The organism is Brenneria izbisi (assembly GCF_025840185.1).
In the GTDB taxonomy this organism is placed as follows: domain Bacteria; phylum Pseudomonadota; class Gammaproteobacteria; order Enterobacterales; family Enterobacteriaceae; genus Brenneria; species Brenneria izbisi.
The window spans coordinates 81914-96807 of sequence record NZ_JAMPJU010000012.1; the positions used below are offsets into that span (position 1 = coordinate 81914).

A 14894-nucleotide genomic window follows, 5' to 3' on the forward strand; every position below is an offset into this window, starting at 1 on the left:
ACGGCTGGTCCGATTTCGCTAAACAGCACATTCCAGCAATGATAACTGAATCCTGACTATTCAGCTTTGCTCAACAGCAAATTCGCCAGCGTCCGAACGCCCAGCCCGGTGGCGCCCGGTGACCATTGCTCCACCGCGCCCTTGCGGTAGGTGGCGGAACAGTCGATGTGCAGCCAGCCTTGCTGATAATTCTTCACAAAATGCGATAAAAACGCCGCTGCCGTACTCGCGCCTGCGCTGTGCGCGGCCCCGGCGACATTATTCAAATCCGCAAAATTGGAAGGTAGCTGACTGCGGTGGAACTCTTCCAGCGGCAGACGCCAGAACGGTTCGCCTTCCTGTTTCGCGCTGGCCTGTAATGCCGCCGCCAGTTCATCATCAAAGCTGAACAGGGCATGGTAATCATTGCCCAATGCGGTTTTTGCCGCACCGGTCAGCGTGGCGCAATCAATGATCCACTGTGGATGCTGTTCAGACGCATCAATCAGGCCGTCGGCCAGCACCAGACGCCCTTCCGCATCGGTGTTCATGACTTCCACGCTTTTGCCGTTGCGGTAACGAATAATGTCGCCCAGCTTGAACGCATTACCGCTGACCATATTATCCGCACAGCACAGATACAGCTTCACCCGCTGCTTCAACCCACGCGAGGCGGCCAGCGCCAGCGCGCCCACCACGGTCGCCGCGCCCCCCATGTCCGATTTCATGGAATCCATAAAGCCGCTGGGTTTCAGACTGTAGCCCCCGGTATCAAAGGTGATGCCCTTGCCCACCAGACAGGCGAACACCGGCGCATCGGGATTGCCGGTCGGGTTGTAGTCCAGCGCCAACAGTACCGGCGCACGATCGGAACCCCGGCCAACGGTATAAATACCGGCATAGTTTTGCGTGCGCAGATCATCGCCTTTGGTGATGCGATAACTGACCGCATCGCAATCAACATCACACAGCAGATCGATCGCACGGGTCGCCAGTTGCTCAGGCCCCAGATCTTCCGCCGGCAGATTGATGGTATCGCGCACCCAGTCAATAATCTTCAGGCGGTCATCCAGTTCTTTCCGGTCAGCCTCATTCAGTTCCGCCCATTCCACCGTCCGCGGGCCTTTCGGCGCACGATAGCCTTGCCAGAATGCCCAACTGTTCGCCAGATCCCAACCAACACCGACCAGTTTGACGTGCCTGATGCCCTGACCGTCAATTTTACGGGCCGCGCGTTGGATGGTCGCCAACGGAGCTTTCCCATTCAGATGAATGGTAAAACCGTGTTCATTCATACTTAATGACGCTTTCTCTCCCCAGCGCGCATCCGCAGGTTGGGTGGAGAGTGAAATCAGCATCGCTTCGCTTGTCATAATTCGGCTCCAGACTGTTTTTTCCGATAACCCGATGTGCGGGTCATCGCACAAAAATAGAGCGGGCCGCCCAGGGCAGCCCGTCATAGCAATGACTATTCCGCTTCGTCTAACCAGACCAGCAGAATCGCCTCCAGAATTTTTTCATTGGATGCGCCAGGATCATCATCAAACGCTTCCAGATCGCAGATCCACTGGTGCATATCGGTAAAACGCACCGTTTTTGGATCGAGCGCGGGAAACTGATCGTAAAGCGCTTCGCCGATCGCCCGGCTATCCGTCCATTTCAATCCCATAGCAAGCCTCCTGCCATTAATGTTCGCGAGCGTGGTTAATCGTATAACGCGGGATCTCCACCACCAGATCGTCGTCGGCTACCCGCGCCTGACACCCTAAACGGCTTTCCGGCTCCAGCCCCCAGGCTTTATCCAGCATATCATCTTCATCTTCCGTACTCTCCGCCAGCGCATCGAATCCTTCGCGGATGATGCAATGGCAAGTCGTACAGGCGCAGGATTTCTCGCAGGCATGCTCAATTTCAATACCGTTGCGCAGTGCGACGTTCAGAATACTTTCCCCGCGCTCAGCTTCCAACACCGCCCCTTCAGGACACAGATCCTGATGCGGCAGAAAGACAATCTTAGGCATGTTTACACCTCGTCCACGGAATGGCCCGCCAACGCACGGCGAATAGAGGCATCCATGCGGCGGGCGGCGAATTCCTGGGTTTGTTGATCGACGTTTTTAATAGCGGCGTCAATCGCCGCGGCGTCGGTTTCCGACATCCGTTGTCCGAGGTTTTCGGCTGCCGCGATAATTGACGCTTTTTCATTATCAGTCAGCAAGTCGGCATCCGCCGCCAGCGCGCTGTTAAGACTTTCCAACACTCGCGCCGCCTCAACTTGCTGTTCCGCCAACATTCTGGCGCCCACATCGTCCTGTGCATTCCGCATGGCATCTGTGATCATGGACGCAATTTCACCATCACTCAGTCCGTAAGACGGTTTGACCTGTATGGCCGCTTCAATCCCGGTCGATTTTTCCATTGCGGTCACGTTGAGCAGACCATCGGCATCCACCTGAAACGTCACGCGGATATGTGCGCCGCCAGCGGGTAACGGCGGCAGACCACGCAGGGTAAAACGTCCAAGAGAACGGCAATCCTGCACCAGTTCGCGTTCACCCTGCACAACGTGGATCATCATCCCGTTCTGACCGTCTTTAAAAGTAGTGAACTCCTGTGCTCTGGCGACCGGAATGGTGGTGTTGCGCGGGATAATTTTCTCAACCAGTCCGCCCATGGTTTCCAAACCCAGCGACAACGGAATGACATCCAGCAGCAGCATGTCGCTATCCGGTTTGTTGCCCACCAAAATATCCGCCTGGATTGCCGCGCCAATCGCCACCACCTTATCCGGGTCGATGGTGGTCAGCGGCGCTCTGCCAAAGAACTCGCCCACCTGTTCACGCACCAGCGGCACGCGGGTTGAACCGCCAACCATGACGACTTCCTGTATTTCATTCGGCGTCACACCGGCATCCCTCAACGTGCGACGACAAGCCAGCAGCGTACGTTTCACCAACGCGGCAATCAGCCCATTGAACTGGCCGCGGGTTATCTCCCCCTGCCAACCGGCAACATCTATTGATGCCGAATCCGCGCGACTCAATGCGATCTTGGTCTGGATCGCCGCTTCACGCAACGCATGTTGTAACTGGTGATCGTCACGCGCGGTGATACCCGCCTGCCCGCGCAGCCACTCGACCAACAGATTGTCGAAATCATCGCCGCCCAGCGCGGAATCGCCGCCCGTCGCCAGCACTTCAAACACGCCGCGGCTCAGACGTAGCACAGAAATATCAAAGGTTCCGCCACCCAGGTCGTAAACGGCGATAACCCCTTCCTGAGCGGAATCCAATCCATAAGCGATCGCCGCGGCGGTTGGCTCATTGAGCAAACGCAAGACATGCAGACCGGCCAGACGAGCAGCGTCTTTAGTGCCTTGACGCTGCGCATCGTCGAAATAGGCCGGAACCGTAATCACCACGCCGTCCGGTATGCCGCCTAACGCTTGCTGCGCACGTTGCGCCAGCGCCGACAGGATATCGGCCGACACGCGCACCGGGTTCAATTCGCCGCCGCTGGTCTGAATCAATGGCAAACCGTTATCGCTGGCGCGGTATTGGTAAGGTAAATGGGGATAGCGCTGCTGAATATCCGCTAACGAACGGCCCATCATCCGTTTGACGGAACTGATGGTGTTCGCTGGGTCGAGGGCGGCATTTTCTCGCGCCTCCCAGCCTACCGCATGCCCTTCGGCACGGTAATGGACCACGGACGGCAGGAGATCGCGGCCCGCGTGATCGGCCAGCGTTTGCGCCGCGCCGCTGCGCACGGCGGCAACCAGAGAATGGGTGGTGCCCAGATCGATGCCGACAGCCAGACGCCGCTGATGCGGCGCCGCGCTGAGGCCGGGTTCGCTAATTTGTAATAAGGCCATATTGAGCTTCCATCAATTGGCTGGCGGGAAAGGCGCTCCCAGCCGAATTAAACACTTAACTGTCCAGCAATTGTTCTTCGAGTTGTTCAACCTGCTGCTGGAGCTTGTCTAAAAAACGCAGCTTACGCACGGTGTCAGCCGCATCATTCCACGCCTCATTATCCAGTTCGTTACGCATTTGCTCACTCCGTTTAGCGAGCATCGCCTGTAACCGTCCGGCAAATTCAGCCAGCGCCGCTTCAACATCGGCACGGCGCGCAATGGCATCCAGTTCCTCACGCATCTCAAGCTGTTCCATCAGAAAAGCGGTGTCCTGTAACGTATGCTGCTCATTACTTAAATCAAAACCGTGCAAAGATAACATATACTCCGCGCGTTTCAGCGGATGTTTCAGGGTCTGATAGGCGCTATTGATGGTGGCGGCCTGCTGTAATGCCAGCATACGCGCTCTTTCGGGCTGGGTCGCAAAGCGATCCGGGTGGAACTGGCGTTGCAGTTCCTGAAAACGGGAAACCAGCAGACCGCTATCCACATCATAGCGACCAGGCAGCCCGAACAAAGTAAAGTAATCCATAAAACGTGCTCTAGGGTTTCCGGGTCATTACGATGATTTGCCGCCGTTTCTCCCGGCCAATCGCCGGAAGAAATAGGGAAAGCGCATTTACTGGCTGGTCAGACGTTAAAGCTTTCGCCGCAGCCGCATGCGCTTGAAACGTTGGGGTTATTGAATTTGAAGCCTTCATTCAGCCCTTCCTTGACGAAATCCAGTTCGGCGCCGTCCAGGTAGACCAGGCTTTTACCATCAATAATAACCTTGACGCCTTTGTCTTCGAATACCACGTCATCCGCATTCACATCATCAACAAATTCCAGCACATACGCCATACCGGAACAACCGGATGTCCGCACGCCCAGGCGCAGGCCAATGCCTTTACCCCGGTTGGACATAAATGCATTAACTCGCTGTGCGGCGCTGTCGCTCAGAGAAATCGACATACAACAACCTCGGCATTGTTAAGCTGGCAAGCTATTTCGCTTCGCGTTTACTTTTGTAATCGGCAATCGCGGCTTTAATGGCATCTTCCGCCAGAATGGAACAGTGAATTTTCACCGGCGGGAGTTCAAGCTCTTCCGCAATTTGCGTGTTTTTAATCGATTCCGCTTCGTTAAGCGATTTGCCTTTTACCCACTCCGTCACCAGCGAACTGGACGCAATGGCGGAGCCGCAGCCATAAGTCTTGAAGCGGGCGTCTTCGATGATCCCGGCGTCGTTGACCTTGATCTGCAACTTCATCACATCGCCGCAGGCAGGCGCGCCCACCATGCCGCTGCCAATGCTGGGATCGGCGTTATCAAATGAACCAACGTTGCGTGGATTTTCGTAGTGATCTATTACTTTTTCGCTGTAAGCCATAATCGTCGTCCCCTCTCCTGCGAATTAATGATGCGCCCATTCGATGCTGCTGATATCCACGCCTTGCTTGAACATTTCCCACAGCGGAGAAAGCTCGCGCAGACGGCCAATGGATTTACGCACCAACTCGATGGTGTAGTCGATCTCTTCTTCTGTAGTAAAACGTCCCAGAGAGAAACGGATCGAACTATGCGCCAGTTCATCATTCATACCCAACGCACGTAACACATAAGAGGGTTCAAGACTGGCGGAGGTACAGGCGGAGCCGGACGAAACGGCCAGATCCTTGAGCGCCATAATCAGCGATTCACCTTCAACATAGTTGAAACTGACGTTGAGGATATTCGGCGCGCCCTGTTCAATATCACCATTCAGATAAACTTCTTCAATATCATTTATCCCGTGCCACAGACGATCGCGCAGCGTGCGCAGGCGCGCCACTTCCACATCCATTTCTTCTTTAGCGATACGGTACGCTTCACCCATGCCGACGATTTGATGAACGGGCAAGGTGCCGGAGCGCATACCGCGCTCGTGGCCGCCGCCGTGCATCTGCGCTTCGATACGAATACGGGGTTTGCGGCGAACGTACAGCGCGCCGATGCCTTTCGGTCCATAAATTTTATGGCCGGAGAAAGACATCAGATCCACTTTTAACTGACTCAGATCGATGGGCAATTTACCCACGCTCTGGGTGGCATCGACATGAAAGATGATCCCGCGGCCACGGCACATTTCGCCGATGGTCGCGATATCCTGCACCACCCCGATTTCATTGTTCACATGCATGATGGAAATCAGAATGGTGTCATCACGCATCGCGGCTGCCAGTTCTTTCAGGTCGATAATACCGTTGCTTTGCGGCGCCAGATAGGTGACGTCGAACCCTTCGCGCTCTAACTGGCGGCAGGTATCCAGCACGGCTTTGTGTTCTGTCTTGCTGGTGATGATGTGTTTGCCTTTCTTCTGATAGAAGTTGGCGGCGCCTTTAATCGCCAGGTTATCCGACTCTGTCGCGCCGGAGGTAAAGACAATCTCTCGCGGGTCGGCCCCCACCAGTTCAGCAATCTGATTACGGGCGATATCGACGGCTTCTTCCGCCTGCCAACCGAAACGGTGGGAACGGGAAGCGGGGTTGCCGAACGTTCCGTCCAGGGTCAGGCATTGCATCATTTTTTCAGCTACCCGCGGATCAACCGGCGTCGTTGCTGAATAGTCCAGATAAATCGGTAACTTCATTGCTCATAAACTCCGTACATCACTTCAAAACGTGCAAAGCGTCTTGTTTTATTGGCAGACTGTTTACCCGCAGCCTTGCGGTTCAACGCCATGCGCTGTTGAAAATCAATGACAAAAAATGACTGGCGGGAAGGTTTAATTTGGCGGATCGAACGATCCGCCAGCGCTAATGAATGTTCAGGCGCGCAGATTCACGTTGATCGTGTCCTGAATCCGGCCGTTGGCGGTGCGACGGCTATCGGCGGTGTCCTGTCTGTCCGCTACATCCAGCACTTCTTTATTGTTGACCAGTTCGTCCAACGTAATATTGTTCAGAAAGTCAGTAATACGGTCGCTCAGATCACGCCACAGCGTATGAGTCAGACAACGATCGCCGCCCTGACAACTTTCACGCCCCTGACAACGCGTGGCGTCAACAGATTCATCTACCGCCGAGATCACCATGCCTACCGCGATTTCATCAGCGTTTTTGCCCAGCAAATAACCGCCGCCCGGACCACGCACGCTGGCGACCAGACCGTTTTTACGCAGGCGTGAAAATAATTGTTCCAAATAGGAAAGTGAAATACCCTGACGCTCGGAAATGTCAGCCAACGGAACCGGGCCTTCTTTAGAATGCAGCGCCACATCAAGCATGGCGGTAACCGCATAACGGCCTTTAGATGTCAATCTCATGATAGTGATACCTGTAGATAAAACATGTATTATGAAAACATGTATTGGCAGAACATAGCCTGAGTCTGACATTCCCGAGTGTTACAGTCAACTATTTAACCAAGTAATTCACTCAAGTATTATTCATCCATTACGCATCGTTATTCTTTTGAATCGAACTCAATATCCCGCGCAGAATATTCAGTTCCTGACTTTCCGGCCTGGCCCGCGTAAACAACCGACGCAATTTGTTCATCACCTGCCCCTGATGCGCCTGCCGGATAAAACCGGTTTCCATCAATGTCTTTTCAAGGTGCTGATAAAAACGCTCCAGATCATCCACCCGCGGATAAGGCGTCTCGCCGTGGACTTCCTTACCGGCGGCAAGACGATCCAGATGGGCGACCCGCACTTCATAAGCCAGAATCTGCACAGCCATCGCCAGATTTAACGAACTGTATTCAGGGTTGGCCGGGATAGCGACATGATAATGGCATTTCTGCAATTCGTCATTCGTCAAACCGACGCGCTCACGACCGAAAACCAGCGCCACCGGCGCATGCTCGGCTTCCTGCGCGGCGCGCACGCCGCACTCGCGCGGTTCCAGCATCGGCCAGGGCAAGGTACGGGAACGGGCGCTGGTTCCCACCACCAGACTACACCCTTCAAGCGCCTGATCCAGCGTATCCACCAGCGCGGCGTCGCCAATAACATCGCTGGCGCCCGCCGCCAGCGCGATGGCTTGGGAATCGGGTTTTACCAGCGGATTAACCAGATACAGCTTGCTTAATCCCATGGTTTTCATCGCTCTGGCAACGGAACCCATATTGCCAGTGTGGGATGTTTCAACCAGAACAATGCGAATATTGTCTAACATGCGAACTCTATCATGCGAAAAGGAAATCGGAATATTCTAACACAGACTTAGATATTTTCCTTTTCCCCTGCTATAATACGCGCCGCTTTCTGTTCTTTAACATTCTAGTGGACGATACCATGCATCCGATGCTCAACATCGCTATACGCGCTGCGCGTAAAGGCGGTAATTTAATTGCTAAAAATTACGAAACCCCTGACGCCGTGGAAGCCAGTCAAAAAGGCAGCAACGATTTTGTCACCAACGTCGATCGGGATGCAGAACGTCTGATCATTGAAGTCATCCGTAAATCTTATCCGCAACACACCATTATTGGTGAAGAATGCGGTGAGTTGGTTGGCGAAGATCAGGCTGTACAATGGGTTATCGATCCACTGGATGGCACCACCAACTTTATTAAGCGTCTCCCCCATTTCGCTGTTTCCATTGCAGTGCGCATTAAAGGCCGCACCGAAGTTGCCGTTGTTTATGATCCGATGCGAAACGAACTGTTCACCGCCACCCGTGGTCAAGGCGCGCAGTTGAATGGTTATCGTCTGCGCAGCAGCAACGCACGCGATCTGGATGGCACCGTGCTGGCTACCGGATTCCCATTCAAAGCGAAGCAACATGCCAAAAGCTATCTCAACATTGTCGCCGCGTTGTTTACGCAGTGCGCGGATTTCCGTCGCACCGGCTCCGCGGCGCTTGATCTGGCCTATGTCGCCGCCGGTCGTGTTGACGGGTTCTTTGAAATCGGTCTTAAACCCTGGGATTTCGCTGGCGGCGAACTGTTGGTGCGTGAAGCCGGCGGCGTCGTGACCGATTTTGTCGGCGGTCATAATTACCTTACTTCGGGTAATCTGGTGGCGGGCAACCCACGCGTCGTGAAATGTCTGCTGGCAACGATGCGTGATGAACTGAGCGATGCGCTGAAACGCTGATACATTTTCTGACAATATCTTAGACCTCCACGCCAGCCTTGGGCTGGCGTGTTGTTTTTTTAGTTACGCATTACCGAATTGCCCATTAATGCTCTTATCCGCACTACCCTGTGTTGATAATAGTTATTAAAATCATTTTCCTTCAATGGAGAGACGTTCAGGAAATGATTATGTTTAAAAAACCTTTCACATCGTTGTTGCTGGCCACGGCGCTATGCGTTTCATTCGCCAGTTACGCCACTCAGTATCCTTTAACCGTCACCGATATGGATGGACGGCAAGTCGAAGTAAAACAGCGTCCTCAGCGTATCGTGATACAAGACGGGCGGGACATCATGACCCTGGCGCTGTTGGATCGGGAGAATCCGTTTCAACGTCTGGTCGCCTGGAACAACATTCCCAAAAAATCCGATATCGCGACCTGGAACATGCTGAAAGGCAAATGGCCGCAGGCTGAAAACGTGCTGGATATGAAATCCGGCGATAACGGCGCGATTGAACTGGAAACCTTACTGTCCAAACAACCGGATTTGATGGTGGCGCAATTACGCGCTAAGCCGTCACTGACTGATAACGGCGTGTTGGATAAACTCAAGGCGCTCAGTATTCCGGTCATCTTTATCGACTCAGAAGTTAATCCGATGAAAAATACCGCGGATAGCGTCGATTTGCTGGGCAAAGTATTGGATAAAGAAGACAACGCCAAAGCCTACACCACATTCTATCGCCAGCATCTGGCCGCTATTCAGCAGAAAACCGCAACGCTTACCAAAAAAGCCAATGTATTTGTTGAAGCCTGGGCCGGACGCTCGGAAAGTTGCTGCTTCAGCCATGCGCACAACGGTTGGGGCGGCATGGTCGAAGCGGTGGGCGCCAATAATATTGGTTCAGAACTACTGCCAGGCGCCAACGGCTATGTTTCGCTGGAAAAACTCATCAGCATGAAACCCGACGTTTACATCATGACCGGCGCCAAACGCAACTCCAGCACCAGCATTACGCTGCCGCTGGGCTACAATGCCGATAAATCCGACATTGCCGCAAAAACACAGAAACTGGTGTCTCGCCAGGGGGTGAACCAAATCCCCGCGGTGAAGCAAAAACAGGTATTTGGCGTCTATCATCCGTTCTACAACCATCCTTACAACATTGTCGGGATGGAATATCTGGCGAAAGCCATTTATCCGCAGACATTCGCCGATCTGAATCCTGACGATAGCTATCGTCATATCATCAAAAACTTTACCTCGCTGCCTGATAATGATTTTATCTTTGCCTGGAAAGAAGGTGAGTAAGCATTAATGAGTACAACCACTGAACCTACCGCTCTGGATGACAGCGCTGTAATGGACAACTATCGCGGCATCATCCGACGCCGCGTGAGTATCATGACAATGCTGCTGCTGGTAATCATCGGCTCGCTATTGCTGGATTTCACGATGGGTCCCTCAGGGTTGAAGCTGGATGCGCTCTGGCAGGCGCTGACCGATCCGGCCAGCGTGGATGCCGGGACGCGCGTTATCGTCTGGGATATTCGCCTGCCTTACGCGCTGATGGCGGTGGTTGTCGGCATGGCGCTGGGGCTGGCCGGGGCGGAGATGCAAACCATCCTGAATAATCCGCTGGCCAGCCCGTTTACGCTGGGCGTTTCCTCTGCCGCAGCGTTCGGCGCGGCGCTGGCCATCGTATTAGGAATTGGCTTCCCCGGTATTCCCGATCAGTGGTTTATCTCCGCCAATGCGTTTCTGTTCGCCCTGCTCGCCGCCCTACTGCTTGACGCTATCACCCGCTGGACGCAGGTCGCCACGTCCGGTGTGGTGCTGTTCGGTATCGCACTGGTGTTCACGTTCAATGCGTTGGTTTCCATGCTTCAGTTCGTTGCCAACGAAGATACGCTGCAAGGTCTGGTGTTCTGGACGATGGGCAGTCTGGCGCGGGCATCGTGGGAGAAGCTGGGCATCCTGTTGCTGGTGCTCGTCGTGGTCATGCCGCTGTCGCTGATGAGTTCGTGGAAACTCACCGCCTTGCGATTAGGTGAAGATCGCGCCGTCAGCTTTGGCATCAACGTGCGGCGTTTGCGTTTGGCGAGCTTGCTGCGCATCAGCATTCTGTCGGCTATCTCAGTGGCGTTTGTCGGCCCCATCGGGTTTATCGGTCTGGTCGCGCCGCACATTGCGCGCATGATATTTGGTGAAGATCATCGCTTTTACCTGCCAGCGAGCGCGCTGACCGGCGCGTTGGTGCTGTCGCTGGCCTCTGTCGCCTCGAAGAACCTGATCCCCGGCGTGATCATTCCGGTCGGTATCGTCACCTCACTGGTCGGGGTGCCGTTCTTCCTGAGTATTATTCTGCGCCATAGGGGAAATGTATGAGCCAGCAAGGATTACGACTTTCGCACTTTCGCGCGGGCTATCCTAAACATCAGGTTATTCGCGATCTGTCAGTTCCACTGTTGCCTCGCGGGAAAATCACCATTCTGCTGGGTCCCAACGGCAGCGGTAAATCGACCTTGCTGCGCGCGATGGCCGGGCTGAATCCGTGCGAAGGCGAACTGTGGCTGGATGACAGCAACCTGATGCAGTTGCCTTTCGCGCAACGGGCCGAAAAAGTGGTTTATCTGCCGCAATCGCTGCCAGCGGGCGTACATCTGCATGTACTGGAATCGATTATCGTCGCGCAGCGCGCCTCCGGCGGCCTGCATACCGCGGTTCAGCAGGCCGAAGTCATGACACTGTTACGACAACTGGGTATTGAACATCTGGCCTTGAGCTACCTTGATCAGCTGTCCGGCGGACAAAAGCAGCTGGTGGGACTGGCGCAATCGTTGATTCGTCAACCCTCGTTATTGCTACTGGATGAACCGCTCAGCGCGTTGGATCTCAACTACCAGTTCCATGTGATGGATCTGGTGCGCAAGGAAACCCGTAAGCGGAATATCATTACCGTTGTCGTGGTGCATGACATCAACATCGCGTTACGTCACGGCGATCATGTCTTGATGCTGCAAAACGGCAACCTGATCGCGGACGGCGCTCCCGCCGACGTGATCAGCCCGGAAAGCCTGTCTGCGGTTTACGGCGTGCGAGGACGCATCGAGCGCTGCTCGCAGGGCGTCGCGCAGGTGATTATCGATGGGCTGGTCAGCGAACCCACGACGTAGTACACATAACGTATACAAACAAAAATAGATCGCGTTTATGGACGTCCCCCTGTTTCAGGTGGTGCTGTGGCTGAGAGTGGGACGAATAAACAACGCCGGAACAGCCAACAGCGCCATCACCCAGAATGTTCCTCCCTGCAAAGACTCAAACAGGAAGCCGGATACCATCGTCATGACGGCAATGCTGCCGCCCATCGCCAGTGAGGAATATACGGCCTGCAAGCGCAGCACGTCGCCGCCGGTGCGCGCCGCGATAAAACGCATCGCCGCCAGATGACATACAGTGAAGGTCGCGCAATGCAATATCTGCATCACTATCAACCACGGCAGCGCCACGGTCGCGCCCATCAATCCCCAGCGCACCACGCCGCACACGGCAGAGAGCAGCAACAGTTGTCTGGCGTTCCAGCGCCCGAACAAACGCTGGCTGAAAATAAAGATGACAATCTCCGCTACCACGCCCAATGACCACAAATAGCCGATGATTGAGGCGGAATAGCCGGAATCCAGCCAATAAATCACGCTGAAACCATAATAGGCCGCGTGCGCGCCCTGCAAAAGCGAAACGCAGACCAGGAAGCGCCATACCGCCGGTTCACTGAGCAGGGCTTTCCACGGCGTCACCGTTGCGGACAAGGTTGAAGCGGTCGCCGCTTGCGGCATCACGCTGGGGCGCAACAGCAACCCCAGCAACATGGCAAGCAGGCCCGCGCTCAGGATCGCCAGAATTGCCGTATGCCCCCAGACCGCCACCAATTCGCCGGTCACCGCGGAGGCAATAACGAAAGCAATCGAACCCCAGACGCGTACCTTGCCGTAATCCATCACAATTTGGCGCTGCCAGGTTGCGGCCAGCGCATCGGTTAGCGGCACCAGCGGCGCAAAAAACAGGTTGAAACCGATCATGACCAACATCAGCCATAGCCAGGCATTGCCCAGCCAGAACCCGACGAAAAACGCCAACGCCGCCAGCGCCAACGCTCGCAGCGCCGTAATCAGCTTCGACGGATCTTTGACGCTGGGTGTAATCACCAGACTGCCGACAAAACGAGCGACCAGCCCTGCTCCCAGCAATATGCCAATCGACTCCGCGGACAAGCCTTCGCCTTTTAACCACCTGCCCCAGAACGGCAGAAAAATGCCATAACAAAAAAAGTAGGTGAAATAACTTAACGCCAGCCAACGCGTTGATTGCAGAACCATGACGCCTCCCCTTTCCCGCAGGCTACTCTGGCAGAGTACATACGCTGGCGCAACGCGTTATTCATCCTTCAATGACCGCGCTAACGGGATTGATAAAAATGATGAAAAACGCCAGCACGTTGGCTGGCGTCTGGAAGAAAGCCAAAACACTTTCTCAGCTAAAAACGATATCAGGGGCAAGATTGAGATTAAGCGTAAACCGGGAAACGGGCGCAGACATCCAGCACTTTTTGTTTAACGCGCTCAATCGTGGCTTCGTCGTTGATGTTATCCAGCACATCACAGATCCAACCAGCCAGTTCACGCACTTCCGCTTCTTTAAAACCTCGGCGCGTGGCGGCTGGCGTACCGATACGTACGCCAGAAGTCACGAACGGACTCTTCGGATCGTTAGGCACGCTGTTTTTATTAACCGTGATATTGGCACGGCCCAATGCGGCGTCCGCTTCTTTACCGGTGATATTTTTGCTCACCAGATCCAACAGGAACAAGTGGTTGCTGGTGCCGCCGGAAACCACGTTATAACCACGCGACAGGAATACCTCGACCATCGCTTTGGCGTTTTTCGCCACTTGCTGCTGGTAAACCTTGAATTCAGGCTCCATCGCTTCTTTCAGCGCGACGGCTTTACCGGCGATAACATGCATCAGCGGGCCGCCCTGACCACCAGGGAATACCGCGGAGTTCAGTTTTTTATACAGTTCCTCGTCGCCGCCTTGCGCCAGAATCAGACCACCGCGCGGGCCTGCCAACGTTTTGTGGGTGGTGGTGGTCACGATGTGGGCATGAGGAACCGGATTCGGGTACACGTCTGCGGCAACCAGACCGGCGACGTGCGCCATATCAACAAACAGATAAGCGCCGATGCTGTCGGCGATTTCACGCATTTTTGCCCAGTCCACCACACCAGAGTAAGCAGAGAAACCGCCAATGATCATTTTTGGCTTGTGGGTGCGGGCCAGTTGCGCCATTTCTTCGTAATCGATCTTGCCGCTTTCATCAATGCCGTAAGGGATCACGTTGTAGAGTTTACCAGACAGGTTAACCGGGGAACCGTGAGTCAGGTGGCCGCCGTGCGCCAGGTTCATACCCAGAATGGTATCGCCCGGCTGCAACAGCGCGGTATAGACGGCAAAGTTAGCCTGAGAACCAGAGTGAGGCTGGACATTGGCATAATCCGCGCCGAACAGCGCTTTGGCGCGATCGATAGCCAGTTGCTCAACCACATCCACATACTCGCAACCGCCGTAATAGCGTTTACCCGGATAGCCTTCAGCATATTTGTTAGTGAGTTGAGAACCTTGCGCCTGCATGACGCGCGGGCTGGTATAGTTTTCGGACGCAATCAGTTCAATATGCTCTTCCTGACGCACCACTTCCTGCTCCATTGCTTGCCACAGTTCGGCATCATAATCGGCAATGTTCATTTCACGCTTTAACATCCGCATCTCCTGACTCAGCTAACTTAAATATACTGGGAAACAATCACCCGTTTGGGTACTGGCCTATAGTGTAAACCGTTTATTGCTGTTGAAGATAGGCCTTGACAGAGGTTTTTACGCAAACGATTA

16 protein-coding genes are annotated in these 14894 nt (G+C 54.4%); 4 read left to right on the forward strand and 12 right to left on the reverse strand.

From position 1 onward, the window contains the following. Positions 1 to 56 precede the first annotated feature (56 nt). The 10 genes from pepB to trmJ all read right to left on the reverse strand — a co-directional run bounded on the left by pepB (position 57) and on the right by trmJ (position 8037). Positions 57 to 1352: an aminopeptidase PepB gene (pepB, locus tag NC856_RS14535; protein ID WP_264091160.1), complete on the reverse strand. Its 1296-nt coding sequence runs from the start codon at positions 1350 to 1352 to the stop codon at positions 57 to 59. 95 nt (positions 1353 to 1447) lie between these two features. Beyond that, the gene (iscX, locus tag NC856_RS14540) at positions 1448 to 1648 is read right to left on the reverse strand and encodes a Fe-S cluster assembly protein IscX (RefSeq protein WP_264091161.1); all 201 of its coding nucleotides are present in this window, start codon (positions 1646 to 1648) and stop codon (positions 1448 to 1450) included. A gap of 16 nt (positions 1649 to 1664) precedes the next feature. Then, a complete protein-coding gene (fdx, locus tag NC856_RS14545) occupies positions 1665 to 2000 on the reverse strand; it encodes an ISC system 2Fe-2S type ferredoxin (protein ID WP_264091162.1) in 336 nt (111 codons plus the stop codon). Between the two features lie 2 nt (positions 2001 to 2002). Next, positions 2003 to 3853 (reverse strand): Fe-S protein assembly chaperone HscA, encoded by a 1851-nt coding sequence (gene hscA, locus NC856_RS14550; RefSeq protein ID WP_264091163.1) that lies wholly within the window; start codon positions 3851 to 3853, stop codon positions 2003 to 2005. Positions 3854 to 3908: 55 nt separating this feature from the next. Further along, positions 3909 to 4427: a co-chaperone HscB gene (gene hscB / locus NC856_RS14555; RefSeq protein WP_264091164.1), complete on the reverse strand. Its 519-nt coding sequence runs from the start codon at positions 4425 to 4427 to the stop codon at positions 3909 to 3911. Positions 4428 to 4525: 98 nt separating this feature from the next. After that, positions 4526 to 4849, reverse strand: a complete 324-nt coding sequence (gene iscA / locus NC856_RS14560) for an iron-sulfur cluster assembly protein IscA (protein WP_264091165.1) — start codon at positions 4847 to 4849, stop codon at positions 4526 to 4528. Positions 4850 to 4880: 31 nt separating this feature from the next. Then, on the reverse strand, positions 4881 to 5267 hold the full coding sequence (gene iscU / locus NC856_RS14565) for a Fe-S cluster assembly scaffold IscU (RefSeq protein WP_264091166.1): 387 nt from the start codon (positions 5265 to 5267) through the stop codon (positions 4881 to 4883). Positions 5268 to 5291: 24 nt separating this feature from the next. Next, a complete protein-coding gene (locus NC856_RS14570) occupies positions 5292 to 6506 on the reverse strand; it encodes an IscS subfamily cysteine desulfurase (protein ID WP_264091167.1) in 1215 nt (404 codons plus the stop codon). 177 nt (positions 6507 to 6683) lie between these two features. After that, complete coding sequence (iscR, locus tag NC856_RS14575) at positions 6684 to 7181, reverse strand: Fe-S cluster assembly transcriptional regulator IscR (RefSeq protein WP_264091168.1); 498 nt, start codon at positions 7179 to 7181, stop codon at positions 6684 to 6686. Between the two features lie 130 nt (positions 7182 to 7311). After that, positions 7312 to 8037, reverse strand: coding sequence for a tRNA (cytosine(32)/uridine(32)-2'-O)-methyltransferase TrmJ (gene trmJ / locus NC856_RS14580; protein WP_264091169.1), 726 nt, complete (start codon positions 8035 to 8037; stop codon positions 7312 to 7314). A 119-nt stretch (positions 8038 to 8156) separates the two neighbouring features. On the opposite strand from trmJ, the gene suhB reads away from it, so the two are divergent. The 4 genes from suhB to NC856_RS14600 all read left to right on the forward strand — a co-directional run bounded on the left by suhB (position 8157) and on the right by NC856_RS14600 (position 12120). Beyond that, positions 8157 to 8960 (forward strand): inositol-1-monophosphatase, encoded by an 804-nt coding sequence (gene suhB / locus NC856_RS14585; protein ID WP_264091170.1) that lies wholly within the window; start codon positions 8157 to 8159, stop codon positions 8958 to 8960. A gap of 170 nt (positions 8961 to 9130) precedes the next feature. Next, on the forward strand, positions 9131 to 10255 hold the full coding sequence (locus tag NC856_RS14590; RefSeq protein ID WP_264091171.1) for an ABC transporter substrate-binding protein: 1125 nt from the start codon (positions 9131 to 9133) through the stop codon (positions 10253 to 10255). 6 nt (positions 10256 to 10261) lie between these two features. Continuing rightward, complete coding sequence (locus NC856_RS14595; protein ID WP_264091172.1) at positions 10262 to 11332, forward strand: FecCD family ABC transporter permease; 1071 nt, start codon at positions 10262 to 10264, stop codon at positions 11330 to 11332. Continuing rightward, positions 11329 to 12120: an ABC transporter ATP-binding protein gene (locus tag NC856_RS14600; RefSeq protein WP_264091173.1), complete on the forward strand. Its 792-nt coding sequence runs from the start codon at positions 11329 to 11331 to the stop codon at positions 12118 to 12120. The genes NC856_RS14595 and NC856_RS14600 overlap by 4 nt, the downstream gene beginning before the upstream one ends. A 54-nt stretch (positions 12121 to 12174) precedes the next feature. On the opposite strand, the gene NC856_RS14605 is transcribed toward NC856_RS14600, so the two are convergent. Together NC856_RS14605 and glyA are read right to left on the reverse strand one after the other, a co-directional pair. Then, on the reverse strand, positions 12175 to 13323 hold the full coding sequence (locus tag NC856_RS14605; protein ID WP_264091174.1) for a 3-phenylpropionate MFS transporter: 1149 nt from the start codon (positions 13321 to 13323) through the stop codon (positions 12175 to 12177). 188 nt (positions 13324 to 13511) lie between these two features. Then, positions 13512 to 14765, reverse strand: coding sequence for a serine hydroxymethyltransferase (gene glyA, locus NC856_RS14610; protein ID WP_264091175.1), 1254 nt, complete (start codon positions 14763 to 14765; stop codon positions 13512 to 13514). Positions 14766 to 14894: the final 129 nt, after the last annotated feature.